24 protein-coding genes are annotated in these 21,987 nt (G+C 69.2%); 5 read left to right on the top strand and 19 right to left on the bottom strand.

From position 1 onward, the window contains the following. Positions 1 to 8 precede the first annotated feature (8 nt). The 17 genes from JL11_RS14960 to JL11_RS14880 form a co-directional block, all read right to left on the bottom strand. Positions 9 to 635 carry an LPD7 domain-containing protein gene (locus JL11_RS14960; RefSeq protein WP_054766348.1) on the bottom strand — a complete coding sequence of 209 codons (627 nt, stop codon included), beginning with the start codon at positions 633 to 635 and terminating at the stop codon, positions 9 to 11. Beyond that, positions 632 to 2,485 carry a type IV secretory system conjugative DNA transfer family protein gene (locus JL11_RS14955; RefSeq protein WP_054766347.1) on the bottom strand — a complete coding sequence of 618 codons (1,854 nt, stop codon included), beginning with the start codon at positions 2,483 to 2,485 and terminating at the stop codon, positions 632 to 634. The genes JL11_RS14960 and JL11_RS14955 overlap by 4 nt, the downstream gene beginning before the upstream one ends. Continuing rightward, positions 2,451 to 3,458, bottom strand: coding sequence for a P-type DNA transfer ATPase VirB11 (gene virB11, locus JL11_RS14950; protein WP_054766346.1), 1,008 nt, complete (start codon positions 3,456 to 3,458; stop codon positions 2,451 to 2,453). The genes JL11_RS14955 and virB11 overlap by 35 nt, the downstream gene beginning before the upstream one ends. After that, positions 3,458 to 4,594, bottom strand: coding sequence for a type IV secretion system protein VirB10 (gene virB10, locus JL11_RS14945; protein ID WP_183214897.1), 1,137 nt, complete (start codon positions 4,592 to 4,594; stop codon positions 3,458 to 3,460). The genes virB11 and virB10 overlap by 1 nt, the downstream gene beginning before the upstream one ends. After that, positions 4,591 to 5,409 carry a TrbG/VirB9 family P-type conjugative transfer protein gene (locus JL11_RS14940; protein ID WP_054766345.1) on the bottom strand — a complete coding sequence of 273 codons (819 nt, stop codon included), beginning with the start codon at positions 5,407 to 5,409 and terminating at the stop codon, positions 4,591 to 4,593. The genes virB10 and JL11_RS14940 overlap by 4 nt, the downstream gene beginning before the upstream one ends. Continuing rightward, a complete protein-coding gene (locus JL11_RS14935; protein ID WP_054766344.1) occupies positions 5,406 to 6,089 on the bottom strand; it encodes a virB8 family protein in 684 nt (227 codons plus the stop codon). The genes JL11_RS14940 and JL11_RS14935 overlap by 4 nt, the downstream gene beginning before the upstream one ends. Then, complete coding sequence (locus JL11_RS14930) at positions 6,086 to 6,310, bottom strand: hypothetical protein (protein WP_054766343.1); 225 nt, start codon at positions 6,308 to 6,310, stop codon at positions 6,086 to 6,088. Before JL11_RS14930 ends, JL11_RS14935 begins: the two co-directional genes overlap by 4 nt. Position 6,311: 1 nt before the next feature. Then, a complete protein-coding gene (locus JL11_RS14925; RefSeq protein WP_054766342.1) occupies positions 6,312 to 7,235 on the bottom strand; it encodes a type IV secretion system protein in 924 nt (307 codons plus the stop codon). 2 nt (positions 7,236 to 7,237) lie between these two features. Next, positions 7,238 to 7,462 carry an EexN family lipoprotein gene (locus JL11_RS14920; protein WP_054766341.1) on the bottom strand — a complete coding sequence of 75 codons (225 nt, stop codon included), beginning with the start codon at positions 7,460 to 7,462 and terminating at the stop codon, positions 7,238 to 7,240. After that, positions 7,459 to 8,187, bottom strand: coding sequence for a type IV secretion system protein (locus JL11_RS14915; protein WP_156314208.1), 729 nt, complete (start codon positions 8,185 to 8,187; stop codon positions 7,459 to 7,461). The genes JL11_RS14920 and JL11_RS14915 overlap by 4 nt, the downstream gene beginning before the upstream one ends. Then, on the bottom strand, positions 8,184 to 10,559 hold the full coding sequence (locus JL11_RS14910) for a VirB4 family type IV secretion/conjugal transfer ATPase (protein WP_054766340.1): 2,376 nt from the start codon (positions 10,557 to 10,559) through the stop codon (positions 8,184 to 8,186). Before JL11_RS14910 ends, JL11_RS14915 begins: the two co-directional genes overlap by 4 nt. Continuing rightward, a complete protein-coding gene (locus tag JL11_RS14905) occupies positions 10,552 to 10,887 on the bottom strand; it encodes a type IV secretion system protein VirB3 (protein ID WP_054766339.1) in 336 nt (111 codons plus the stop codon). The genes JL11_RS14910 and JL11_RS14905 overlap by 8 nt, the downstream gene beginning before the upstream one ends. Further along, a complete protein-coding gene (locus JL11_RS14900; protein ID WP_054766338.1) occupies positions 10,880 to 11,062 on the bottom strand; it encodes a hypothetical protein in 183 nt (60 codons plus the stop codon). Before JL11_RS14900 ends, JL11_RS14905 begins: the two co-directional genes overlap by 8 nt. Further along, on the bottom strand, positions 11,062 to 11,373 hold the full coding sequence (locus JL11_RS14895) for a TrbC/VirB2 family protein (RefSeq protein ID WP_054767017.1): 312 nt from the start codon (positions 11,371 to 11,373) through the stop codon (positions 11,062 to 11,064). Before JL11_RS14895 ends, JL11_RS14900 begins: the two co-directional genes overlap by 1 nt. Before the next feature lie 5 nt (positions 11,374 to 11,378). Continuing rightward, a complete protein-coding gene (locus JL11_RS14890) occupies positions 11,379 to 12,005 on the bottom strand; it encodes a lytic transglycosylase domain-containing protein (protein WP_054766337.1) in 627 nt (208 codons plus the stop codon). 76 nt (positions 12,006 to 12,081) lie between these two features. Further along, on the bottom strand, positions 12,082 to 12,345 hold the full coding sequence (locus JL11_RS14885) for a helix-turn-helix domain-containing protein (protein ID WP_054766336.1): 264 nt from the start codon (positions 12,343 to 12,345) through the stop codon (positions 12,082 to 12,084). A 90-nt stretch (positions 12,346 to 12,435) separates the two neighbouring features. Further along, complete coding sequence (locus JL11_RS14880) at positions 12,436 to 12,918, bottom strand: helix-turn-helix domain-containing protein (RefSeq protein ID WP_197273321.1); 483 nt, start codon at positions 12,916 to 12,918, stop codon at positions 12,436 to 12,438. A 240-nt stretch (positions 12,919 to 13,158) separates the two neighbouring features. On the opposite strand from JL11_RS14880, the gene JL11_RS14875 reads away from it, so the two are divergent. From JL11_RS14875 to JL11_RS14865, 5 genes are all read left to right on the top strand, one after another. Continuing rightward, on the top strand, positions 13,159 to 13,725 hold the full coding sequence (locus tag JL11_RS14875) for a GntR family transcriptional regulator (protein ID WP_156314207.1): 567 nt from the start codon (positions 13,159 to 13,161) through the stop codon (positions 13,723 to 13,725). 70 nt (positions 13,726 to 13,795) lie between these two features. Next, entirely contained in the window at positions 13,796 to 13,924 is a 129-nt protein-coding gene (locus JL11_RS18110) for a hypothetical protein (RefSeq protein WP_257720135.1), read from the top strand. A 92-nt stretch (positions 13,925 to 14,016) separates the two neighbouring features. Beyond that, positions 14,017 to 14,142, top strand: coding sequence for a hypothetical protein (locus tag JL11_RS18105; RefSeq protein WP_257720134.1), 126 nt, complete (start codon positions 14,017 to 14,019; stop codon positions 14,140 to 14,142). A gap of 118 nt (positions 14,143 to 14,260) precedes the next feature. Next, the gene (locus JL11_RS14870) at positions 14,261 to 14,932 is read left to right on the top strand and encodes a lasso peptide biosynthesis B2 protein (RefSeq protein WP_183214895.1); all 672 of its coding nucleotides are present in this window, start codon (positions 14,261 to 14,263) and stop codon (positions 14,930 to 14,932) included. Position 14,933: 1 nt separating this feature from the next. Further along, complete coding sequence (locus JL11_RS14865; protein WP_054766333.1) at positions 14,934 to 16,649, top strand: asparagine synthase-related protein; 1,716 nt, start codon at positions 14,934 to 14,936, stop codon at positions 16,647 to 16,649. Here JL11_RS14865 and JL11_RS14860 read toward each other — a convergent pair. Both JL11_RS14860 and JL11_RS14855 read right to left on the bottom strand, forming a co-directional pair. After that, positions 16,582 to 18,939 carry a S9 family peptidase gene (locus JL11_RS14860; protein ID WP_054766332.1) on the bottom strand — a complete coding sequence of 786 codons (2,358 nt, stop codon included), beginning with the start codon at positions 18,937 to 18,939 and terminating at the stop codon, positions 16,582 to 16,584. The genes JL11_RS14865 and JL11_RS14860 overlap by 68 nt on opposite strands. A 27-nt stretch (positions 18,940 to 18,966) precedes the next feature. Next, positions 18,967 to 21,882, bottom strand: coding sequence for a TonB-dependent receptor (locus JL11_RS14855; RefSeq protein WP_183214894.1), 2,916 nt, complete (start codon positions 21,880 to 21,882; stop codon positions 18,967 to 18,969). Between the last annotated feature and the right edge of the window lie 105 nt (positions 21,883 to 21,987).

The raw sequence follows: 21,987 nt of genomic DNA, 5'->3' as shown, positions 1-21,987 counted from the left end.
CCGTCTCATCAGCGCTGCCGGGTTCGCTCAGCTCGCTGACGGGCACCGCGGGTTTCGAGATTGCGGGACTTGTCCGGCTCGGGGCGCACTCTCGCCCACGCCTGTTGGAGCAGGCGGGCCTGGGCGGCGGGGTCCGAGATGAGGGTGCGGACTACGACGGCGGCCATGTCCAGACGCCGCTTCACCTCCTCGCGCGTCGGCTCCACGGCGCGGCGGCCCGCCCGCTCGGCCGGCTCATTGGCGGCCTGTCGATCCCGTTCGGTGGGCTTGTAGCCTGCGACCTCAAGGCCGAGCGATCGTCCCTGCACCCAGACCTCCCGGCGGAAGGCCTCGTCACCCGAGACCTTGATGCCGGACCAGCCGCGGTGCTGGGCGATCCGGAGCATGGAGGCGACGGCGTCCGGATAGGCCTGTTGTGAGGACAGGGCCCGGCCATGGTCGCGGAACATCGCGTCAGCCGCCTTGTGGTCGCGATAGTAGCGCTCCGGTCGACCCTGACGGTCACGCTCGATCAGATAGCGATCCAGCAGCTGGGTCGGGACATCACCCTTGTCGAGCGAGCGGCCGTCCGCTCGCGTCGCCGGTCGCGGCGAGACGCGGTTGACCGGATCGGGCTTTGGCCGGGCGGCGCTCACGGCAGACGTTCCCGGGACGGAGCGCCGACGGGGGCCGTCACCACCCGCTGCAGCCAGGCCTGCACCTCGGCCTCCGTCGCGCCGGGGGGCGGGGGCTTCAGACCCTCAGCCGTGAAGCGGCGGACGATGCTGTCGAAATCCATGTCGGTCTCCACCTCGGTCGGGGGCTGGGGTTCCTGCGCGAGCGGCGCGGGCGCGCGCGGCGCCGTCGGCGGCGGCGAGGGCGGCGGACGCAGCCGATCCGTGAAGCGCCGGTCGCGGTAGTAGACGAGCTTGCGGCCGCGCGTCGGCGCGAGGCCCGCCTTCAAGACGATCAGGGCCTTGTCCGACAGCTGCATCAGCTCCTGCGGAAGCATGAGCGCGCGTCTCTGGTCGGAGTCCGTCAGACTGCGACGGCCTTGGCCCAGTCCAATCGGACGGCTCCGGCTGCGTGCCCGGTAGGTGTAGTAGCCGAGGCGTTCGCTCAGCTCTTGGGCCACCTTCAGCTCCTTGGGCGCGAAGACGATCTCGAGGCCGCAGTTGGTGAGGATGTCCTCGGTCGCGTCGGGACCGTAGAGGGCGCGGAGCTGGGACGGGCTCTGGATGACGGGGAGCAGCCGCAGGCCATAGCCGGCGACCCAGGCGAAGGCGTGCGCCAGGACCGGGGCGCGACCGAGCCGGGCGAACTCGTCCAGCAAGACGAGCGTCGGTGGGGTGTCGGCCAGCGGCAGGGTGCGGCTGTTGAGATCGACGAGCTGCTGGAACAGCAGGGCGTAAAGCGGGGCGACCCGGTCCATATTCTCCGGCGAGGTCGCCAGATAGAGAGACAGGCGGCCGCCGCGAATGTCGCGCAGATCGAAGTCGCTCGCGGACGTCGCCGCATCCACCAGCGGATTGAGCCAAAGCCCCATCCGGGTGGTGATCGACTGACGGATCGAGGCGAAGGTGTTCTCGCCCGAACTGCAGAAGTCGGACACGGCGGAGGCGGCGCCGGCCGGGACCGGATCGCCGATCCGGCGGCGTTCCTCCAGCAGTTTGGGGAACCGCTCGCGCGGGTCGCCCTCGGTCAGCTGACGGTAGATTTCGCCAAGGGTGAACGGGAGGCCCGGCGTCGCGGCGACATAGGCGCCCACGCCGATGAAGCCGGTGCGGGCGGCTTCGGACCAGAAGGGGTCGGCGTGGCTGTGCGCCGGGAACAGCATGCCCGCGATACGCTGGAGCTCGTCCAGAACGATGATCGGGGCGGTGCGATCGATATGGTGGAGCGGGTTGAAACGCGCCGTCCGACCGTCCGGGGCGAGCGGGTCGAACAGGTGCACCTGTTGTCCCGCGTCTTGCCGGAAGCCTGCCGTGGCGTTGAAATTCTCCCGCTTGATGTCGAGCACCACGACGGAGCTCGGCCAGGTCAGGAGATTGGGCACCACGACGCCCACGCCCTTGCCGGTCCGGGTCGGGGCGTAGAGCATCACATGGTCGGGACCTCCCGCGATCAGCAGGCCTTCGGCGGTCTGGCCCAGCAGGATGCCGGTCCGGTCCCGGAGACGATGGCGGCGCTGTTCGCCGCCCGTGGACCAGCGTGCCGCGCCGTGAAGGGGACGGCGGATGCCCAGGGCGATCGCCGTCCCGAGGATCAGAAGGATGAGGCCCATGACGCCCGCGCCGACGCCCAGCCATCGCCGCACCTCTGGATCGTGGCGGTAATAGAGAAACCAGGCCGGGACGCGGACCGGATCGATATCGCCCGAGAACCGGCCGAGGCCGACAAGGGCGACGAGGAACGTCCCGATGCAGAAGATGGCGAGCCCGGCTGCCATCCCCGCCGCGATCAGCGCCGCCCTAGTTCCCGGCGTGGCGCTTGCGAAGCGGGTCATGCCACACCTCCGTCATCAGGAACCGGCCGTCGATCTTCTTCATCTGGACCACCACATCGACCATCAGGTGCAGCATGGTGCGGATGTCGTCGCGCGGCAGGTCGCGCCCGCCCTCGGACTCACGGACCAGCAGCGTCAGCTGCTCGAAGGCGAGACTGGCGGAGTCGGCATGCACCGTGGTGATCGATCCGGGGTGCCCGGAGTTGACGTTGCGCAGGAAGAAGAAGGCGGTCCCGTCGCGCAGCTCCTGGAGCAGGACCCGATCGGGTCTCATCCTCAGCGCGCTTTCCAGCAGCGCCTTCGGGCCGACCTTCGCCAGACCCTGTCCGTCTTTCGAATAGACCAGATGGACGACGTTGCGCTGCGGCAGGATCAACTCGCGCGTGTCCTCGATCGTCAGCAACCGCTCGTGCGACGGGATCAGCTCCACCAGGCCCTTGGCGAAGGTGGTCTTGCCCGATCCCGTCGCGCCCGAGATCAGGATGTTGCGGCGGCTCTCCACCGCCAACCGGAAGAAGCCGACCCACTCGCCGGCCTCCCGCAGCCGGATCAGGGCCGCGTCGGTTTCGTCGATCTCGCCGCCGCTTACGGTCTCGGCCGAGGCGAACAGGCCTGCGGCGTGGAAGTCCTCCAGACCCATCCGCCGTCCGGAAGGCTTGCGGATCGTCAGGGAGACCGTGCCCGCCGGAACCACCGGCGGGAGCACGATCTGGCAGCGCGCGTCGCCGGGAAGCACGGTCGAGCAGATCGGTCGCTCCGCATCGACATCCTGTCCGGTATAGGCGGCCGCCGCCACGGCCAGGGTGCGCAGCCAGCTTTCGGTCAGTTCCGGCGCCGTGTGCCAGCGCCAGCCGTCCGGACCTTCCACCCCGACCTCGGTCGGCCGGTTGACGACCACCTCGGTCACCGTCGCCGGTTCCAGGTACGGGCGCAGCGGCGCGAGATAGTGGTCGATGACGGAGGTGTCGCGCATCACCTCGGACGCAGGCCGTAGACATCGGCGAAGTTCAGATCCTGGGCGACGAAGATGGAGACCTCCGAGCCCTGGGCCTTGCGCAGGGTCGGCGGAATGCCGATCGATCCCTGAAGGGCGACGGACGCGGCGTCGGACGGCACGCGGGCGGTGGACTGGAGGCCCTGGCCGCCGCCGGCGGCGGCATAGGCGGCGTCATCGACGATCGACAGCAGAAGGGCGCCGCCGAACCGGTCCCAGAACCGGGTGTCGATCGCGCCGTCGAAGCCGGATCGACCGAGCGCGTCGGCGGCCGGGGAGGCCAGGGCGATGGCGACGCCTCCGGGCGTCACCGCCCGGGTCCAGAGCACGAACAGGCGACCGCGACCGGGCTCCAGCGCGCCACGATACTCGCCCAAGACCCGGGTGCCTCGCTCCAGCAGGACCACGGCGCCGTTCTCGGAATAGACGTCCCGGGAGATCAGGCAGCTCACATAGCCGGGGGTGGCGCTGTCCATCGCCGTCTGGAGGACGCAGGGCAGGCTGGAGCCCGCCGTGATCAGGAGATTGCGGTCCGGGAGCCGACCGGCTCGCGCCTGTCCGATCGGGCTGATCCGGCGCAACTGGTCCAGGGCGTGGTCGGCGCCCGCCTGCGGGGCGACCACCTGACCCGACGAGGCGACCAGCGCGCGGTCCGGCGCCATCGCCCCGGGTCGGCTGTAGGCCAAGACCGGGGCGCGGCGGGCGCTTTCGGCGAGCGCCTGTCGCTGTTCCGCGGCTGTGGGGCCGGACGACCGGGCGTCGGGTTCGGTCGGGCCGATCGCGGGGACCACCTCGCCTTCGTCGCCCAACAGGGGCGCATCCGGATCGGCGTCCGCCGTCTCCAGCAGCGGCGGCTCCGGTCGCCGGGCGGGCTCGAACGGGGCGAGCTGACGAGGCGGCGTGTCCTCGGCCGGATTGTCGCGGTCGCGCGCATCGCCCCGGTCCCAGGTGGCGAACAGGAAGACCCCGCAGCCGGCTGCGAGGGCCGCCAGGGTGATCATACGCCCCTGACGGCCGCCGATGCGGCCGGCGATCGGGGACACGCCGCGATCCTGGGCGATCGGTGAATCCCGGGGCTCGGGGGCGAGCGGCGGGGTCGGCGAGTCCGCGGTCATGACCGATCTCCCGTCACGGTGCGGTCGACGACCGGGGAGGCCGTGCCGGTACCGGTCGAAACGCCGCGCGGATCGAAGGCCTCGTTGAAGATGCAGAGGACGGAGCCGCCATGGCGCAGCCGAAGCCCGGCCGTGACGCCGTGGATGACGACGAACTCGCCGCGCACGTCGTAGGGGACGAGCCGCTCCGAGCCGTCGCCGGCCACCTCGAAGATCGCCGGAATGGGCTGATTGCCCGGGAAACGCAGGACGGTGAACCGGCCATTGTCGGTGACCTCGCTCGGCTGGAGACGGGCGTCGCCCTGAAGCGAATAGGCCAGGTTGCGCCGCCCCTCGACGGCGCCGGCCTGCAGTTCCAGTCCGACCAGCCGCGCCTCGACCGCGGTCGCCGATGCGGCCAGCTGGGCGGCCGCCCGGGCCTGCTCGTCCTCCGGATATCGGAAGCGGATCTGGTAGGCGGCGGAGCGGGCGCCGGGATCGCGGGCGACGAGCTCGAAGACGTAGTGGCGGGCCAGACCGCCCCGCTCTGTGACGACCAGAAGGTTCGTGGCCTGGTGGCGTTCGCGGGGCTTCAGGAACAGGACCGAACCCTCGGCCGCCACCTCCCAGGCGACGCTGTCGCCGATCGCGGCGTGACGGATGGTCTCCTCGGGCGAAAAGATGATCTGGGTCGCCGTGCGGAAGGCGCCGGAGATCTCATAGACCGCATGCGGTGCATAGGTGAGCTCCTGGATCCGATCGTTCGCCTGGGCGGGTCCGGCCGGGGGGGCGAGCGACAGCAGGGCCGCCGCGATGGGCAGGCTCAAGGGCTTCATCGGATGACCTCCGGGTCGGCGCGATAGGACGTAACCTGGAAGCCGAGGGGATTGCGGAGGCGATCGGCTTCCGTCATCGGCGCCCGGGTGTAGGAAAAGGCGATGGTGGCGATCCAGTCGCTCTCGGTGACCTGCTGCGCCTGCCGGACCGTGCGCCGGAACCGCACGTTGGCGACGCTGTCGTTGATGAAGCCGATGGCGCGGATGGAGACGACCGCCTCGCCGTTGCGACCGTAGAGGTTCTGCGGGCTGGCGGGGTTGGAGCCGCGGTAGAGATCGGCCCATCGGCGTTGCTCGCCCGGTCCCGACAGCAGCGAGACTTGCCGGAAGGCGTCCTCCGCCGCGGGATCCAGATAGCCCTCCCGGGCCCGGACGTACTGGCCGAGGAAGTATTTGCTGACCGCCTCATCATAGCGGACGGGAGCGGTCTCCTCCGACAGGCCCCGCACGACATCGACGGCCCCGGTCGCCTGGTCGACGCGTATGACGAAGGGCTCGCTGGTCTTCAGAGGCGTCAGAAAGGTGACCGCGGCGGTCGCCGAGACGGCAAGGGCCGTGGCGACGCCGGCGGCCGCCCATGCGAGGCGTCGGGAGCGCAGGGCCGCCGCCAATCGGTCCTGGTCCCAGCGTCGGGCCTCCGTGAAATACTGCTTCAGGTCGTTGGTCGGGACGCCGGTCATGCGCAACCTCCCGCGACGGGAGCCTCTTCGGAGGCGTCGGGCAGTTCGCCGGCCGTCGGCTGGCCGCCCGTCTGGGCAGGCGGCGACGGCGGCAGGAGGATCGATCCATAGGGATTGGCGGGCCGGCGATCGCGCCCGTCGCAGGTCGGGGCCGGGTCCCCGCGACCGGTGGCGCAGCCGGCGAGCAGGCAGCTCAGGATCAGCAGCAGGCGAAGGCTCATGTCAGGCTCCGTTCGTCGGTCGAATGGTTCCGCCGCCCTTGGGCGGCTGGCGGCTGGCTTCCAGTGGTCCGCGCGCCCGGCCCGAGTACCCGGATCCGAGGGCGGCGGCGTTGGCGAAGTCGGCGAGGCCGGCGCTGGCGCCGCCGGCGATACCCGCCGCGATCGCCGGGGTCTGCAGGAAGAAGATCGCGCCCAGCAGGCACAGGGCGACGAAGATCAGGCCGCCAATCATCGGATCCGCGCCCTGGATGGCGCCCCACTGGTCACGCACCAGCGAGAGGACCAGCTGGAAGATGACGATGATCAGGGCGAACAGGACCAGATAGTTCACGGCCTGGCTCAGCCAGCCGAAGAAATAGCGGCGGGTGGCGTCGAACAATGCGCAGGCGATGAAGATCGGGCCGAGGGTGACCAGAAGGGCCAGGGCGAGCTTGGCGACGAGGACCACGCCGAAGCCGAGGGCCGCGGCCAAGGCGCCGATGATGAAGACCGCCGCGGCGACGATATAGGGCGCCGGGTTGAAGGCCGAGGCGTCGCGCGAGATGTCCTCGCCGAGCCAGGCGGCATAGGCGAAGAACTGGTCGAAGGCGGCTCCGACGCTCGGCGTCTCCGATCCGCTGACCGCCCGGGTCAGGGCGTTGGGCAGGCTGGTGAACAGGGGCTCGGTGACGAAGCTGGAATAGGCGGGCGTCGTCGCCAGGCCATAGAGGAAGGCCAGCTTGATCGAGCGGACGGCGAAATCCATGACCGGCTCGGCGATGGCGCCCCGCAGGATCGCGATGCCGTAGAGGACGACATAGAGGAGCAGGGCGATGCGCAGCGGGCCGTCCACCTCGCCGATGACCGAGGCGAGACGCTCGCCCAGGAACACATTCAGGCGTTCGTCGATAAAGTCGTAGCTCGGCTCGAAGACGCGGAACGACATGATCAGGGCTCGCCGATCGTCCGGGCATAGACGTCCATCCGCTCCCGGCGACGGGCTTCCGCCAGGCCTTCCCGCGCGGCCGAACAGTCCGGATGGCGGGCGCCCGCATCGCACTCGGCCGCGGTCCTCACCGCCGCTTCCGGATCCGCGGCAAACTCCGCCGCAGTCCGCTCTGGACTGGAACAGGCCGCCACCAGCAGCCCGGCGAGACCGACGAGCCGCTTCACCGGAACGTCCGTTCGTAGGCGGATTGGCGCGCGGCGCGCGCGGCCGCGGCGCGCTCCCTGTGGCGTTGTTCCTCAAGGCGGGCTTCGGCCGCCTGGGTGACGGCGAGGCCCTGGAGGCGGAGCTGTTCGTTCTGGATCAGCGCCTGTTCGGCCGAGAGCCGCGCTTCCAGATCCATCACCGCCCTTGCATTGGGCGCGGTGTCCAGCGCCCGACGCAGGGCCTCCAGACCGTCCAGTCTCTGATCGGAGGCCGCGCCGACAGCCTCGCCGATCGCCAGGTCCCGGGCCGTTCGCGCGCCGGCCCGCTCCAGACTGTCCCGGTAGTAGGCGTCGGCCTCGGACAGGTCGCCCTCAGCCGGGGTGTAGAGCCGGGTCTGGCGGCGGATCGCATCGGCCCGCTCCGCCAGAGCGCCAAGCGCGCCCAGGTCGCCCTCGGCGGCGGCGCGCAGCGCGCGGCTGTCGGGGAGGGGGTTGCGCACCTCGGGCAGGCCGAGGCGTTCGGCCAGGCGGTTGACGTCCGACAGATCGTTCAGACTGTCGAACAGGGCGCGCTGTTCCTCGATCTGGGCTTGCAGGGCCCGCAACTGCTCCAAGCTGGTCCGCGCATCCTCGATCATCTGCACCAGGGCCGGGGGATCGTGGACGACGTACTGGGCATGGGCGGCGGGGGCGGCGAACAACAGGCCGGCGGCCAGGGCCGTCGCGGCGAGAGGGCGGAAGATCACAGGCTTCTCCTTTGCTCGTGGAAGGGGGCGCGCCACTGCGCATAGTCGTCGCCGACCTCGGCCCGCAGGCGGTCCAGAAGGGCGACCGTTCCAGCGCGGCCGGACAGCACGGCGAGGGCGTCGTCCATGCCGCCGAGGTCGAGTTCGACCACGACGCTGTCGTGGCCCTGCTTGACGAGGAAGCGGTGGGACTCCGGCGTCAGCTCCTCACGGACGAGGCGGAACTCTTCGCGGGTCAGGCCGAAGCCGTCGATGTAGTCCCGCGCCTGGCCATGGGCGTTCGGCAGGAAGATCTGGGTCGCGCACTGCTCGAGGATCGCGTGGGCGATCGGCGACCGCAGTGCATCGGCGGGCGACTGGGTGCCGAACACCATGAAGGCGTTCTGCTTGCGCCAGGTCTTCAGCCCGTCCTGGGCCAGGTCGGTGAAGGCGGAGTCGCCCAGAACCTTCCAGAATTCGTCGATGTCCAGAACCAGACGGCGGCCGTCCACCCGTTCGGCGATGCGATGGAAGAGATAGAGCATCGCTGGCGTGCGGACCTCGTCGTGGTCCAGAACCTGGGTGATGTCGAAGCCGGTGAACCGGGCGCCGAGGCTGAGCGCGTCCTCGTCATTGTCGAGCACCCAGCCGAGAGGCCCGCCCTTCTGCCAGCGTTCCAGGCGCGCGCCGATGCCCCCGGCGTCGGCCTGGCCCAGCAGGCTGCGCAGGGCCGCGACCGAGCGGCGTTCGCGCGGCAGGGCTTCGAGCGCGCTGACGCCGTCGTCGATGGCGCGCGCCTGTGCGACCGTCAGCGTCTCGTCCGGTCGGGCCACAAGGGTGCGGATCAGGCGCACGAGGAAGGCCCGGTTGGCGGCCGAGGGCGACAGCGCCTTGAAGGGGGCGAAGCCGGTCGGCTCTCCGTTGCGAAGCGCCAGATAGGTCCCGCCGCTGGCCCTGACGAAGATCTCCGCGCCTCGATCCTTGTCGATGAAGAGCTGCTGGGCGCCGAACCGCTCGAGTTGGGCGAGCATGAAGTTCTGGACGACTGTCTTGCCGGATCCCGAGGGGCCGCAGATGAAGGTGTGGCCCAGGTCGCCGACGTGGAAGTTGAAGTGGAAGGGTGAGCCGGCCGTGGTGCGCAGCACCGCAACGGCCGGCCCCCAGTGATTGCCCTCGGCCTTGCCGACCGGGTGGGCGTGAAGAGGCGCAAGCGCCGCGAAATTGCGCGAGGTGATCGCGGCCGGCCGGGTGCGTCTGGAGAAGACGCCGGGGAACTGGGACCAGAAGGCCGCTTCCAGCCCGAGATCCTCCCGCGCGACGACGAGGCCGGAATCGGCGAGCACCGCGCGGGCCTTGGACAGATGGTCCGCGAGGGCCGACGGCGTCTCGCCGTGGATCAGGACGGAGGCCTGATGCTCGCCCATGACGAACCGATTGCTGGTCAACTCGTCCAGGGCGTCTGACAGGCCCTCGATCTGCGATCCGGCGCGATCGCGCGCCGAGACCATCTGGTTCTGCTTGCGCTCCATCACCGCGCGGGCAGCGGCTTTCGACAGGAAGGCGAAGGACTGCGACATGACGAAGCCGAACCGGGCGTTCAGCAGGGCGTCCCAGAGACCCGGCCGTGTCGTCGCCGGATACTCCTTGATAGCCAGCACCCCGCCAAACCGCTCCCCGGCCGCGTCGCGCAGCTCCAGGATCTCGCGGCCGAAGATCGTGCGGACGGTGTAGATCGCCGCTCCGAGGTGGCCGTGGACGAGCGGCGCGGCGAACCGGCGCCCGGTCAGGATCAGACCCATGACCTCCAGAGGCTCGGAGAACCAAAGTCCGCTCTTCTCGTAGAGGCCCAGGGACCGCGGCGTATAGCGATCGAGGTACTGCGCCAGGTCGCGCCCGGCCTCCTCGAGACGCCTCACCTGGGCCGTCATGACCTCGCCGTCGTCCCGGCGAGCCTGACGCAGGCGCCGCATCATGGCCGCGGCGCGATCCGCGCCGTCGCGTCCCGGATGCAGGACCAGGGTCACGAACAGCTCGTTGACCCAGAGCCGGCGGCTGGCCATCCGAGCGTCATAGGCCTCGGCAAGACCGGCAGCGAAGGCCGAGGCATGGCCCGTCGACGGCGAAGGTTCGACCTCGCGGCGGACGACGTGGTGCCAGACCGCCAGCCGGTCGTCAGCGAGATTCCGCCACGCCTGGTTGAGCTTGACGTGCCAGTCGTTCAGGTCGAGCGCATCAGCGGTCTCGAAACTGGCGCCGGCGACCTGGAACACCATCATCAGGGCGCCGCTGTCCAGCGCGACCACATGGTCGTTCACATGGCGCGCATAGGGGAGCTGGGCCCGGAACTCGGTCTCCCGGCGCAGGCGGGACGATGGCGCGCCGCCGTCACCCACGGAGAACCTCCACCGGCCGGTAGCGGCGGACGAGCGGGAGGGGAGACACCGAACTGCCGCCCCACAGGGCGCCGTTCCGGCACCGGCCCTTGGTGTCCACATAGAGGAACAGGAGGCGGAAGGCGTTGTGGTCCGCCCGGCAGATCGCCCGGAACACCAGGTGCAGGGCCGGCGCCACGAGCAGATAGAGGAGGCTGCCGCCGACGAGGAAGACGACCCCCGACAGGATGACATTGACCCCCATGGCCTCCATCGGCACGCCCATCACCATCGCGGGACGGGTGCAGGCCAGGAACAACGGGTCCTCGGTGAGACGTTCCTCAGCCATGGGCGCCGCCCTCCATCATCCAGGATCCGGCGACCACCAGGGCGATCCCGCAGGCGCCCCCGGCGACGCTCTGGGCGAACCGTTTGGGCGAGAGGAGGCCGAGCCCGAGCGCCAGGCACAGGGCCAGGAAGGCCGAGGTCGCCCCGATCGTCAGAAGTAGGCCGGGCGAGGGCATCAGGCGCCGCCCGTGATCAGATTGACGATCTCCGCCGCGCCGAAGACCACGACGATGCCGAGGACGACGATCGCCGCGCGTCGCAGATCGAACAGGCCGAACATCCAGAGGATGCCGACGACGACGACCGCGAGGACGGCCAGCAAACGGGCGGTATTGCCCGTCAGCATGTCGACCACATTCTGGAGGAGGCCCTCGACATTGGCCGAGGCCATGGCCGGCTGAGCGGACAGGGCGGTGGCGGCCAGGGCGATGGCCAGGGTCGCCGCCAGAGTGTGGGAAGGGCGGCGCGCGGACGCGATCGGGCTCATCGGGATCACCATTCGGCTGAGGTTGAGAAGACGACGACGCCGGCCCGCGCCCGGCCGAAGACATCCCAGGGCGGCGCGGGCGGGGACACCGGCTCCGGCGAGGCCGCGACGGCGGTTGTTTCGAGAGGGGGAGCGACGTCCCGGAGGATCGGCGGCGCCATCAGGCTCAGCCGGACAGCCGCGGCCTCCACCCGCCCGACATAGCCGTTGTCGAAACCCCGCCGGGCGTCGCCGGTGTTGTAGCGGGACAGGGCGACCCGCAGGGCCGACTGGCGGTCGGACGGCGTACTCCCGGAAACCCGGTATCCGGCCTTCAGCACGGTCGCCGCCGCCGCCAGATTGCGGCAGGGGTCGAAGGCGTCCTCGACCGACAGGTCCAGCCAGTCGAGATTGCTGCTGTTGATCTGGGCGAGCCCGAGATCGATGTTGGCGCCGCGCGCCAGAAGCGACCGGGCGGTCCGCGCCGCTTCCCGGGCGTCCCGGGATCGCACGGGCGCCGGGCCGCCGCGATTGACGCCGATCGCCAACGGATCGAACCGGCTTTCGACATGGGCGATCGCCGCGAGCGTCTCGGGCGCGACCGACGGGGCGCAAGCCTGCGACAAGGCGAGGACGGCGGCGAGTTCGAGCATGGAGCCTCCAGCGAGAAGGCTTCACCTCAGCAGGAGCGGTGGTTCGCGGACCACCCGCGAGATTCCCGTGGGAGATTTACGGTAGGAAGGAGCGCGGTTCCTCGAGGGCGCGCGTGACCTTGGCGAGTTGCGCCACGGCCTGGATCCGGGTGCGCACGCCGAGGACCTCGCAGGCCGCCGCCAGATGCTCGTCCACCGTGCGGGGAGAGATCCCGATCTGCTCGGCGATGCCTGGGGAGGAGAGGCCCGTGGCGGCCAGCCGCAGACAGGCGATCTGCCGGTCGGACAGGTCGTCGATCGACGACGCGGATGCGCCCGGCGATGTCGGGACGAGGGACATGCCTCATGAATCCGCGCCTTCGCGTCGCTGGGAAGCCCGTGAGACTGGCGCCGTAGATCTACGGTCGGTCGTTGCGCTCCGGTGGCGAAGTCAGGTCCCTTCGTCCCGGATTGGCCGCATCAAACGGGTGCGTCGCTCCTCGAGCCAGGCATCGGCCTCGGCGTCACGGTGAACCGACTGGACGGCCAGATCTCTCAGGGTCTTGGTGAAGGTGTTGATCAGGGTCCGGGCGTCGAGGTCGTTGATCGCATCGCCGGCTTCCTCGTCGAACTCCTGGAGCACCACGACCAGAATGGTCGCAAGTTTGTTGTCGGCGCACCGCAAGGCGAAGTCGGGAGAGCCCAGGGCGAGGGCGGCGATAATGCCGTGGGGGTCACTGTCCGTGACTTCGGCGAACCGGTGGATCCGCTCGATGTTGATCCGGCCCGCGCCGGACTCGAAATGCTCGTAGGATCGCAGGGCCATGTTCATTCCCTGGGCCACATCGATCGTGCGCATACGCCTGTGCGTGCGGATCAGGCGCAGGCTGGTGGAGAGGACGGCGTTCGGCGTCAGGGGGTGCTGGGAGTCCATCTGTCAGTCTATGCCCCCGCCATCCACATCACGCGATCAAAACCTCCGCACCCCTACAGGTTGAAAAATGCCTCAGCCATGCGTCAAATGAAACCCTAGAAATATCAACGACGTAAAAGCTGCGGACATGACGCAAGTTTATTGCGGAACCCATCATAGGCGCCACTCACCCGCGCAGGCGACCCTCTTGCGGGCGGTCGTCCATCTACGGGGCGTTCCTCCCCATCAGGTGCGATCCGATTGAGACAGCGCGATCCCTTCGGCATGGCCATGGCAAGCCTGCGAACAGCCCTCGAGGAGGGTCTTGCGCCGGGCCAGCATCTGTCTGTCGCGGACATCGCGGCCTCGCTCAAGCTGAGCACCAGCCCCGTCCGGGAGGCGCTCTCCCGGCTCTGTGGCGAGGGACTGATCGAGGATCGCAGGGGGCTCGGATACTTCACCCGCGCCGCACCGTTTGAGGACATCATCGGTCTGCTGGATCTCGAGGCGGCCCATGTGCGCCTCGCGGCGCGAGACGGCTTGGTTCCGGGACCCCACGATGCGGCCAACGCGGTTGTCGATCTCTGGATCCTGGAGGTGGTCGCCCGCTGCGAGAACCAGCCGCTCGTTGAAAGCCTCGTGAGGGTCAGACGTCGCTTGGGGCCCCTGCGCCGGCTGGGCGAGGCGCTGCTGGATGAGGACACGCCGCAGTCGGATGATCGGCTCGACGCCTACTATGCCCGGTGGCGGGTCGCGGCGGGTCGGCTCGCCGCCCATGTCCGACGCCTCGACCCAGACCTCTCCGAATACACGCGCAATATTGTTTGAATCGATTTGCGATAGGGCGCTGATGGTGCGTCGTCGACCTTCTGTCGACCTTCAGAAAGAGGAGACGACCATGACCACCAAGAGCATCTCGCGCCTCGTTCGCCTGGGCGCCGCTCGCCAGCTCACCCGCGCCAACTCGCGCGGCGAATTCGACGAGCTGAATCCCGTGCTGAAGTACACGATTCCGCCGACCGAATGAGCGGACGGGCCGCTTCGGCGGCCCGGACGTCCGGGCTGGGCCTCGCCCCGGACCCCGCGATCAGAGGCGTTTTTCGTGAAGGAGATGGATCAATGAAGATCCGGACCGACGCGCCGATCCTGCGACTGGGGGCCGCTCGCCGGCTGACCCGGGCCATCGCGATGGGGCCGTTCACCGAACTGAATCCGGCCCGGCACTGGACCATGCCGCCCGAATGATCCCGAAGGGGTCGCCCTCCCGGCGACCCCCGACGGCCCCCGCTTTGGGTGGGCCCTTGTCGACCTGTGGAGTCGCCTTATGCCGCCTCGCGTCCCTTTCGACCGACGGGCCCCCGCCATGGGGGTCTCCGCGTCTGGGCATCGTCTCGATGGTGGGGAGCGACAGGGCGCTTCCCTGGCCGAGGGGCTTTACGCCGTGCAGATCGGAGGCGACCTCGTCCTCCTCGACCTCAACGCAGACGACTATCTCTGCCTCCCGGAGTGCGGGGACATCGCTGTCGCCGGCCGCAGTGTCGCCGGTCCGATGGACGCGCTTCTGCGCCTTGCAGCGGAAGAGCTCCTGCATCCCAACCAGGTCGAGGACGAACGACCGGATGCGCCGACGCTCCCGTCCACCCGCCTTCCGGCGCCGCCGCGGATCAGGCCCGGCCTTCGCGACATCCTGGTCTTTGCCCGCATATGGGCCGAATGCGCAGGGCGCCGGTCGACACTGCTTGAGCTGAAGCGACGCCACACCGGCCGCCGCGGGCGCCGGGACGACCCTTCCGCGCTCGCCTCCAGGGTCGAGGTGTTCCGCCAACTCTTGCCCTTCGCACCAGTGACCGGGGCCTGCCTGTTGCAGGCCGAGATGCTCCTCCGCTTTCTCAATGCGGACGGCCTCGACGCCGACTGGGTATTCGGCGTGAGGACGTTCCCCTTCCTCGCCCACTGCTGGATCCAGTGTGGAGATCAATGCGTCAGCGAGGCGCCGGAGACCCTGACCGTCTATCGCCCGATCATGGTGATCTGACATGGCCGCGGATTCAGCCATCATCCTCGTCGGCGACAATCCGGCCGCGCTCGAAGCGGCCATTGCGCCGATGCGAAAGCGCCTGAGCCGGCGAGGCTGGTCCCGGAAGGTCCAGGCGCCCTTTCTCGAGGCCTATGCGCCTTCCGCCGGGCGGCTCGACATCACCTGCGGTCTGGACGGCCATGGGATCCTGATCGGAGACCTCTACGACCGGGACGGAGGTCGGCTGGAAGGACGGGAACGAGGCGTCCTCGGTTGCCGTCCTCTCGACAGCGCGCGCGCCCGGGATGTGTGCTCGACCTACTGGGGTCGCTATCTCCTCGTCCGCCGGTTCTCGGGCGAGGTCGCCATCCTCCGCGATCCATCCGGCGGGATCGATTGCGTGGTCTGGCGCCGGAACGGCGTGACCTTCATTGCGACCGGGGGCGGCGATCTCATAGATCCCTGGCTTCCGGATACGACGTCGATCGACTGGGGAGAGGTCGCCGCCCTGGTGCGTCGCCCCGGTGAGCACCGGCATCGCCTGCCCCTGACCGGATTGACGCCCGTCGCGGCCGGCGAGCTGCGCAGCATCGGGGATGGAACCCACCGTAGCGAACAAATCTGGACCCCGGCCGAAGTCTACAGGCGTCGCGACCCGGCCGCGCCGCCTGACCTCAGGGCATCCGTGGTCCTGGGCGTCACCGCGCTGGCCGGAACCCGGAAGTGGATCGCGGAGCTCAGCGGCGGGCTCGATTCCGCCATCGTGGCGGCCGCCCTGACCACGGATCAGCGCGGCCGGGTCGCAGCTTGGGTCAATCACTATGTCGATCACAGGGAAGGCGATGAGCGGGACTACGCGCTGGCGGTGGCTCGGCGTCACGGGGTGACCCTGACCGAGGTGCGTCGGGTGGGATTGCGTCTCGGAGCCCGGCGGCTCGAGGTGGCCGCGGACGGATTTCGGCCGGCGTCCAATGATATCGACCCCGACTACAATGACGACATCGCCGAGCGCATCGAGACACTCGATGCCTGGGGCTCACTGACAGGGCAGGGCGGCGACGCCGTCTTCTTCCAGATGCCGACACTGCTGATCGGCCTGGACGAGATCTGGGAGCGCCGGTTCGGGGCGAGAGTCGAGGTCCTGCATCGCCTGTCCCGCTGGTTGCGCCGCCCTCTCTGGCCGACCGCCCTGGCCAGGGACTGGCGCGAGGAAATCCGTCACCGTTCGTCCTGGACGCACCCGTGGCTCGAGGATCTCCGGGGCGTGCCGCCCGCCAAGGCCATGCAAATCTCGGCGCTGTCCTTCTGCCAGACCTTCCAGGGGCCGTCGGTGCGCAGCCGCCGCGGGCCCTGCATCAACCCCCTGCTCAGTCAGCCGGTCATGGAGGCTGGTCTCGCCCGATCTTCCGTCGATCTGACCTGGGGCGGTCGCGACCGCGCGGCGGCACGGGCAGCGTTCGCCGACACGGTGCCGTCGGTCGTCCTCGATCGTCGGTCCAAGGGCGAACTCGGCGCCTACTATGGTCGAGCCGTGGCCGAGCATCTTCCCTTCCTCAGAGACTACCTCCTCGGCGGCGCGTTGGCGGAGGCCGGGTTGATCGACCCCTCGCTGGATGCCCGCCTGACCCGTGAACACCTGCTCTGGCGAGGCGGCCATTCGGAACTGCTCAGTCTGGCGCAGACGGAAGCGTGGGTACGGCGGTGGCGTGATCGGCTGGCGGCTCGAGCGGCCTGAGATACCGGTCGAACCATTGCCGGACCTGTCGGTAATAGAGCCGGATATTGCCGGGGCTCCGAAGGCCGTGTTCCTCGCCGATCAGGAGCGTCAGGGCGACGGGGCGTCCCAGGCGGTGAAGCGCGCCATAGAGCTGTTCCGATTGGCCGAGCATGAGGTCGTATTCCCCGGCGACGAGAAGGGTCGGCGTGTGAATCCGATCCGCCTGGTCGAAGGGACTGTTGCGGCGATAGCGGTCGGCCGCGCTCCAGTAGGACGTCCGCATGGCGGCCTGGCCGGACTCGAGCCAACGCGCGCTGGCCGCAGCAGCAAGCGGATGTCCGCCCTCCAGCCTGAGCGTTGAGCCGACGTCGCCAATGACCGTCGAGAAATTCATCGGTCCGTTCAAGGCGACCACGGCGTCGAAGCGGTCCGACTGGGCGGCGCCCATGACCGCCGACCAGGCGCCGAAGCTCCAGCCCCACACACCGATCCGTTCCACATCGATCAGCCCTTCGGCGCCCGCAGCATCGACGACCGCAAGGATGCGGCCGGCCAGTCCATCAGCGGGCTCGCGCGTCGGCGGAAGGTCCGGAATGAGGATGGCGTAGCCGTCCGCCACCAGCAACTGAGGGGCCATGGAAAGGCTCGTGGATTCCCGTCGCATCCACCAGGGCGGCGCGTCATAGGCGTCCCCCTGATAGGGCACGACGATGACCGGTGGTTTCGAGGACAGGTCGCGCGGCAGATAGAGCCACCCGCCGACGCCGCCCGGACCTGAAACCCGGCGAGGCGCGGCCACCTCGATCCGGTCCAGCTCGGGGTTGAGACGCCGGATCACGGTTCGCCCTTGTTCGTCCTGCCGTCGCAGCACGTCCGGCTCGTCCTCCTGTGTACTTCGATCGAGGCTCACCCCACGGCTCCAGCTGACCGCAGCCCCGGGCGCGGCGACAGCACATGCTGTGTCGAGCGTCGGGTCGGCATAGACCCGGCAAAGCCTCCCGTCGGATTGGGACAGGGTCGCGAAGCGCCGCTTCATCGGGCCGTTCATGGCCCGCAGGCCAAACGGTCCGCCAGGGTCGACTGAACTTCCAGCCGCTCCGAGAACGGTCATACCGCCATCGGGATCGAGTCGAACGAGGTCCCTGGCGCGGTTGAAGAGAACACCGGAAGGGTGTTCGGCCACGAGCCGGGCGTTTGGTCCGAGCCCTGAAATGGGCCGGACTCCGCCATCGGCGCGGAACCAGCCTTCACCGAGTTCAGTGCGGCCTTTGACTAACGGCGTGTCATCGAGCCAGCCGCCCTCGGCGGTCGGCATGCCCTGGAAGTCGATCGCGGCAACGGGCGTGACGCCGGGCGGGGTTTCATCCCGCACCTCGCCGGAAGGCGTCACGGTCAGAAGCCGCGTGCGGTCGCCGACGATGGCGACCACCAGGAGCGCGTCCGACCGGGGCGACCAGGCGAGAAGGCTGGTGGAGATGTCGCCGGTTCCAGGGGGAGACACGAGCCGGCGATCCTCCAGCGAGACGATCTGCAAACCTCGAGCGCGCCTTACCTCCGTCGACGCATCGGCGGCCGGAGGCGGCAGGAGCGGGCCATCGAGGAGGAGCGCGACATGGCGGCCATCCGGCGAGACTTCGAAGTCCAGGAAGGGGCCGTCGGCGATCGGGGAGGCGCGCCCGGTCGTGGCCGTGATCCGCCAGAGGCGGCGAGGAGCCAGGGTGTCCTTTGCGTCGGAGCCCACCATGACGGCCGCAGCGGCCCCCTCCATCGCCGCCGCCCTCAGCGCCAGCAGGCGGGCTTGCTCCGTGCGAGGACCCGCCAGTCGTGCGGGGAGTGAACCGTCAGCTGTCCCCAGCACGATCAGGCTGTCGTTCCCCACCCATTCGACCGACCGGCCCCAAAGCCCCAGGTCCGGTGCGACCTCCGTCCATATCACCTGTCCCGTGGCCAGCACGACGACACCCAGACGCCAGGCGTCGTCCTGAAGGCAGAAGACGACCATTCGACTACCGTCGGGCGAGAAGGGGCCCGCCGTGTAGCCGGCGTTCTCCGCCATCGGCAGAAGCGGCCGCGGCGAGGCGGCTTCGTCGAGGTCCAGACGATACAGTCTGGCATACCGATTGGCGCCCTCTGCCTCCACGTCATGCCGAGGGAGATCGATCCGGCTGAGGCGTTCCTCGAAGACAGCCACCGCCCCGGACGGATCGATCGCCACGCGGCCGTAGCTCTCCAGACCCAGGACGACCTCAACCGTGAGGGGGTCGGCCCGCACGACGGAAGGGCAGGCGAGCGCAAGGGCGCTCGCCATCAGAACCAAACCTCTGCGCATGTATGCTCACCAGCGCTTGACGAGCTGGAGGGAGACCTGACGCCCAAGGACGTTGGTGTTGGCGGCGTCGTAGCCGATGCCCGCCGGAGCGTCGTAGAAGGGCGGTTCCTCATTGAGAAGATTGAGCACATTCAGGGTGAGCGACAGGCCCTTGGCCCACCCGGACTCCAGATCCACGCGCGCCTGACCGTCCAGGGTGATCCAGTCATCGATCGCCCGGCCGCTGGCTGCGTCTCGTCCGCCGCTGACGTGATTGATGGCGCCCCCGATGGTGAGAGGGCCCAGCATCCATTGCGCGCCGACCCGGCCGCGCCAGCGCGCGGGGAAGTTGGGGCTCCCGAGCAGATCTTCCGTCGGCGAGGCCGGCGTTATCGTTCGGTCGTTCGTGAGAAGGTGGGTAACGGTCGCGTCGAGGGCCAGGTCGCCGGACCCCAGGGTGAAGCGATAGCGCGTCGACAGATCCAGTCCCTGCACCTCCACCGCCGAGGCGTTGACGTACCGGTTGTCGATCACCGCGCCATAGGCCGTCGCGGGGAAGACGCGCGGGTTGAAGTTGCCGGGGTGGTCGAGGAGCGACTGCACATAGGCGAGATCGACCGCACTGGTGCGAGGGGCGACGTAGCGGATGAAGGGCGCAAGCGTCGGATCGTTCAGGGCGTCGATCAGGTTCTCCGCGACCGGGGTCGCGATCCGGTCCTCGAAGGTGGTGCGGAACCAGCCGCCTTCGATCCGCAACCCTTCAACCGCGTTCGGCGTCCAGACAAACCCGGCGGTCCAGGATTCGGCGGTCTCCGGGGACAGATCAGGATTGCCGCCGTACTGGACGATGCTGATCACATTGGAGCCCGCGCGGTCGAGGAAAACCGGACCCAGACGATAGGCGCTGTTCAGCTCGCGCAACGAGGGCGCCCTGAAGGAGGTCCCGAAACTCGTGCGAAAGAGCAGGTCCGAGGTCGGCTTGTAGAGCAGTCCGACTTTCGGGTTGGTCGTCTGACCGACGCCTTCGTGGTCCTCGATCCGCCCGGCGAGCGACACCTCCAGCCGCTCGAGGCCGGGGCGGGCGTTGTCCGGCCCCGCGATCGGAATACGAAGCTCGGCGAAGGCGGCGGTGACATCACGCTCGAACCGGGTCGGGGCCGCGATACGGGGCGTCGCGCCGGAGATGAAATTTTCACCGGAGGTCTCGAACCGCTCGTGCCGGACATCGAGGCCGACGGCCATGCGAAGGTCGCCGCCGGGCAGGTTCAGCAGGACGCCGTCCGCCTTCAGGTTCAGCGAGCCCACCGTGCTGATGTTCTCCGACCGAATGTAGCCGGACCCGATGAAGGCCAGCAGCGCCGCGCTGTGAGAGGCGGGATCGCCGTAGGGGTTGAAGAAGCCGTCGACCGAGGTGCGGAAAGCGGTCGACGGACTGTCGGGCGTCGCGCCGATGGCTTCGTCGAGCCGGGACGTCTGGACGCGGTTCGTCGCCATCAGCCCCGTCGTCTCACGCCCGCCGCTGATGTAGGCGGCGGTGTTCCAGCCCAGCAGGGTCCCGCTGATTCCCAGGGCCCCGCCCACGCTCCGTGAGAACCCCTCGTCCCGACCAGGCCCGAGGTCGTTGATGAAGGAGTAGGCGATTTCCTGGAACGGTTCACCGGCGACAGGGGTGAAGTAAGGGTTGTCGGGAGTGACGAACAGGATGCCGATATCAGCCATCGTGTCCTGATCGTACCGCCGGTCCGTGTAGCGGATGTCGCCGTCCAGACTGAAACCACCCGGGAGATCCTGACGTCCCGCCAGAAAGACGCTGTGCCGCCTCTGATGCGGGAGGCTCCACTGTCCTTCCATCTGATTGGTCAGATTGACCGCCCTTGGCCGGAAGTCACCCGGCGTGAGGTTCAGCCCGTTCTGCCCGGGGCGAATGGCATGGGTCGGTTCATATGAACCGCTGACAGGGTCGAACGCCATCAGATTGCCGGGCGCGCTGTAGAAGAAGCGGCGGTCGGACCCGCCAAGCGCCCGAAGGTCGGCATCGGCCGTCGCCCGGCGATCCGCCGCCCGGAGTTCTCCCCGGTCGTGAAATTCATAGGCGGCGACGATTCCGCCGCTCGACCAGTCGAAGCCGCCGCTGTGCGACAGCAGGACTTCCTCGGCGCCGCCGTCGCTCGTCCCTCCGACGCGGAGGCGGGTTTCGGCCCCTTCGAAACGAGACTTCAGAATGACATTGACGACCCCGCCCACCGCGTCCGCGCCGTACAGGGCCGAGGCGCCGTCGAGAAGCACGTCCGTTCGTGCAACAGCGCTGGTGGGAATGTTGGAGATGTCTGAGAAATCGCCGGCGCTGCCCGTGCCCGCGATCCGACGACCATTGACCAGGACTAGGGTGGCGTCCGCGCCGAGACCCCTCAGGTTCACCCCGGTCGCATAGGCGAGGTTGCGGCTCGTGCGGTCGGCCCCAGTCCCGGCCGACCCCTCATAGGCCGCGCCTGTGAAATTCTGGGGGAGGGCGGCGAGCGTCTCGGCGACCGTGCCCCGTCCCTGCCGATCGATGTCAGCCTGGGTGACGACGGTGACGGGGGAGGGGCTGTCGGCGCCGCGCAGATAGGTCCCGGTCACCACGACTTCCTCCAGCTCCGTGGCCGTATCCGGCTCGAGCTCGGCCCGCGCGGAAGGGTCGAACAGAACGAAGACAGTAGGCCGGCTTTGGCGGTACGAGAGACCGGTGTCGCGCAGGATGATCTGAAGGGCGGCTTCCGGTGCGTGATCGCCGCTCAGGCCGGTCGACTGGCGGCCGGCGACCAGAGCGCTGGGATAGAGGATCTGGAGACCGCTCTGCCGGCCGAAGGCGGGCAGGGTGCGCTCCAGCGGTCCCGCAGCGATGTCAAAGCGGCGGACGCTGTCCGACGACTGCGCGATCACTGGCGTCGCGACTGCCATCATCAGCGCGGCGAACGCGGTTGAAGTGTATCCGTGGCCCATGGCTTTCCCCCGTTTTTCTACCCGCGAATGTGCGGGGCGGGGAGGAGACGTTGGGTCGCGGACCTT

This window comes from Brevundimonas sp. DS20, assembly GCF_001310255.1.
GTDB lineage: Bacteria > Pseudomonadota > Alphaproteobacteria > Caulobacterales > Caulobacteraceae > Brevundimonas > Brevundimonas aurantiaca.
Note: the sequence above shows the minus strand (reverse complement) of the source record. Positions and strands in the feature narration are given on the sequence as shown.

What these genes read in the sequence shown, in the direction of transcription:
- JL11_RS14880 (WP_197273321.1), bottom strand. Translation starts at nt 12,918, where the DNA reads ATGGACTCCCAGCACCCCCTGACGCCGAACGCCGTCCTCTCCACCAGC.
- JL11_RS14900 (WP_054766338.1), bottom strand. Translation starts at nt 11,062, where the DNA reads ATGCCCTCGCCCGGCCTACTTCTGACGATCGGGGCGACCTCGGCCTTC.
- JL11_RS14870 (WP_183214895.1), top strand. Translation starts at nt 14,261, where the DNA reads ATGGGGGTCTCCGCGTCTGGGCATCGTCTCGATGGTGGGGAGCGACAG.
- JL11_RS18105 (WP_257720134.1), top strand. Translation starts at nt 14,017, where the DNA reads ATGAAGATCCGGACCGACGCGCCGATCCTGCGACTGGGGGCCGCTCGC.
- JL11_RS14885 (WP_054766336.1), bottom strand. Translation starts at nt 12,345, where the DNA reads ATGTCCCTCGTCCCGACATCGCCGGGCGCATCCGCGTCGTCGATCGAC.
- JL11_RS14905 (WP_054766339.1), bottom strand. Translation starts at nt 10,887, where the DNA reads ATGGCTGAGGAACGTCTCACCGAGGACCCGTTGTTCCTGGCCTGCACC.
- virB11 (WP_054766346.1), bottom strand. Translation starts at nt 3,458, where the DNA reads ATGCGCGACACCTCCGTCATCGACCACTATCTCGCGCCGCTGCGCCCG.
- JL11_RS18110 (WP_257720135.1), top strand. Translation starts at nt 13,796, where the DNA reads ATGACCACCAAGAGCATCTCGCGCCTCGTTCGCCTGGGCGCCGCTCGC.
- JL11_RS14935 (WP_054766344.1), bottom strand. Translation starts at nt 6,089, where the DNA reads ATGACCGGCGTCCCGACCAACGACCTGAAGCAGTATTTCACGGAGGCC.
- JL11_RS14955 (WP_054766347.1), bottom strand. Translation starts at nt 2,485, where the DNA reads ATGACCCGCTTCGCAAGCGCCACGCCGGGAACTAGGGCGGCGCTGATC.
- JL11_RS14890 (WP_054766337.1), bottom strand. Translation starts at nt 12,005, where the DNA reads ATGCTCGAACTCGCCGCCGTCCTCGCCTTGTCGCAGGCTTGCGCCCCG.
- JL11_RS14940 (WP_054766345.1), bottom strand. Translation starts at nt 5,409, where the DNA reads ATGAAGCCCTTGAGCCTGCCCATCGCGGCGGCCCTGCTGTCGCTCGCC.
- JL11_RS14925 (WP_054766342.1), bottom strand. Translation starts at nt 7,235, where the DNA reads ATGTCGTTCCGCGTCTTCGAGCCGAGCTACGACTTTATCGACGAACGC.
- JL11_RS14860 (WP_054766332.1), bottom strand. Translation starts at nt 18,939, where the DNA reads ATGGCGAGCGCCCTTGCGCTCGCCTGCCCTTCCGTCGTGCGGGCCGAC.
- JL11_RS14865 (WP_054766333.1), top strand. Translation starts at nt 14,934, where the DNA reads ATGGCCGCGGATTCAGCCATCATCCTCGTCGGCGACAATCCGGCCGCG.
- JL11_RS14930 (WP_054766343.1), bottom strand. Translation starts at nt 6,310, where the DNA reads ATGAGCCTTCGCCTGCTGCTGATCCTGAGCTGCCTGCTCGCCGGCTGC.
- virB10 (WP_183214897.1), bottom strand. Translation starts at nt 4,594, where the DNA reads ATGACCGCGGACTCGCCGACCCCGCCGCTCGCCCCCGAGCCCCGGGAT.
- JL11_RS14895 (WP_054767017.1), bottom strand. Translation starts at nt 11,373, where the DNA reads ATGAGCCCGATCGCGTCCGCGCGCCGCCCTTCCCACACTCTGGCGGCG.
- JL11_RS14855 (WP_183214894.1), bottom strand. Translation starts at nt 21,882, where the DNA reads ATGATGGCAGTCGCGACGCCAGTGATCGCGCAGTCGTCGGACAGCGTC.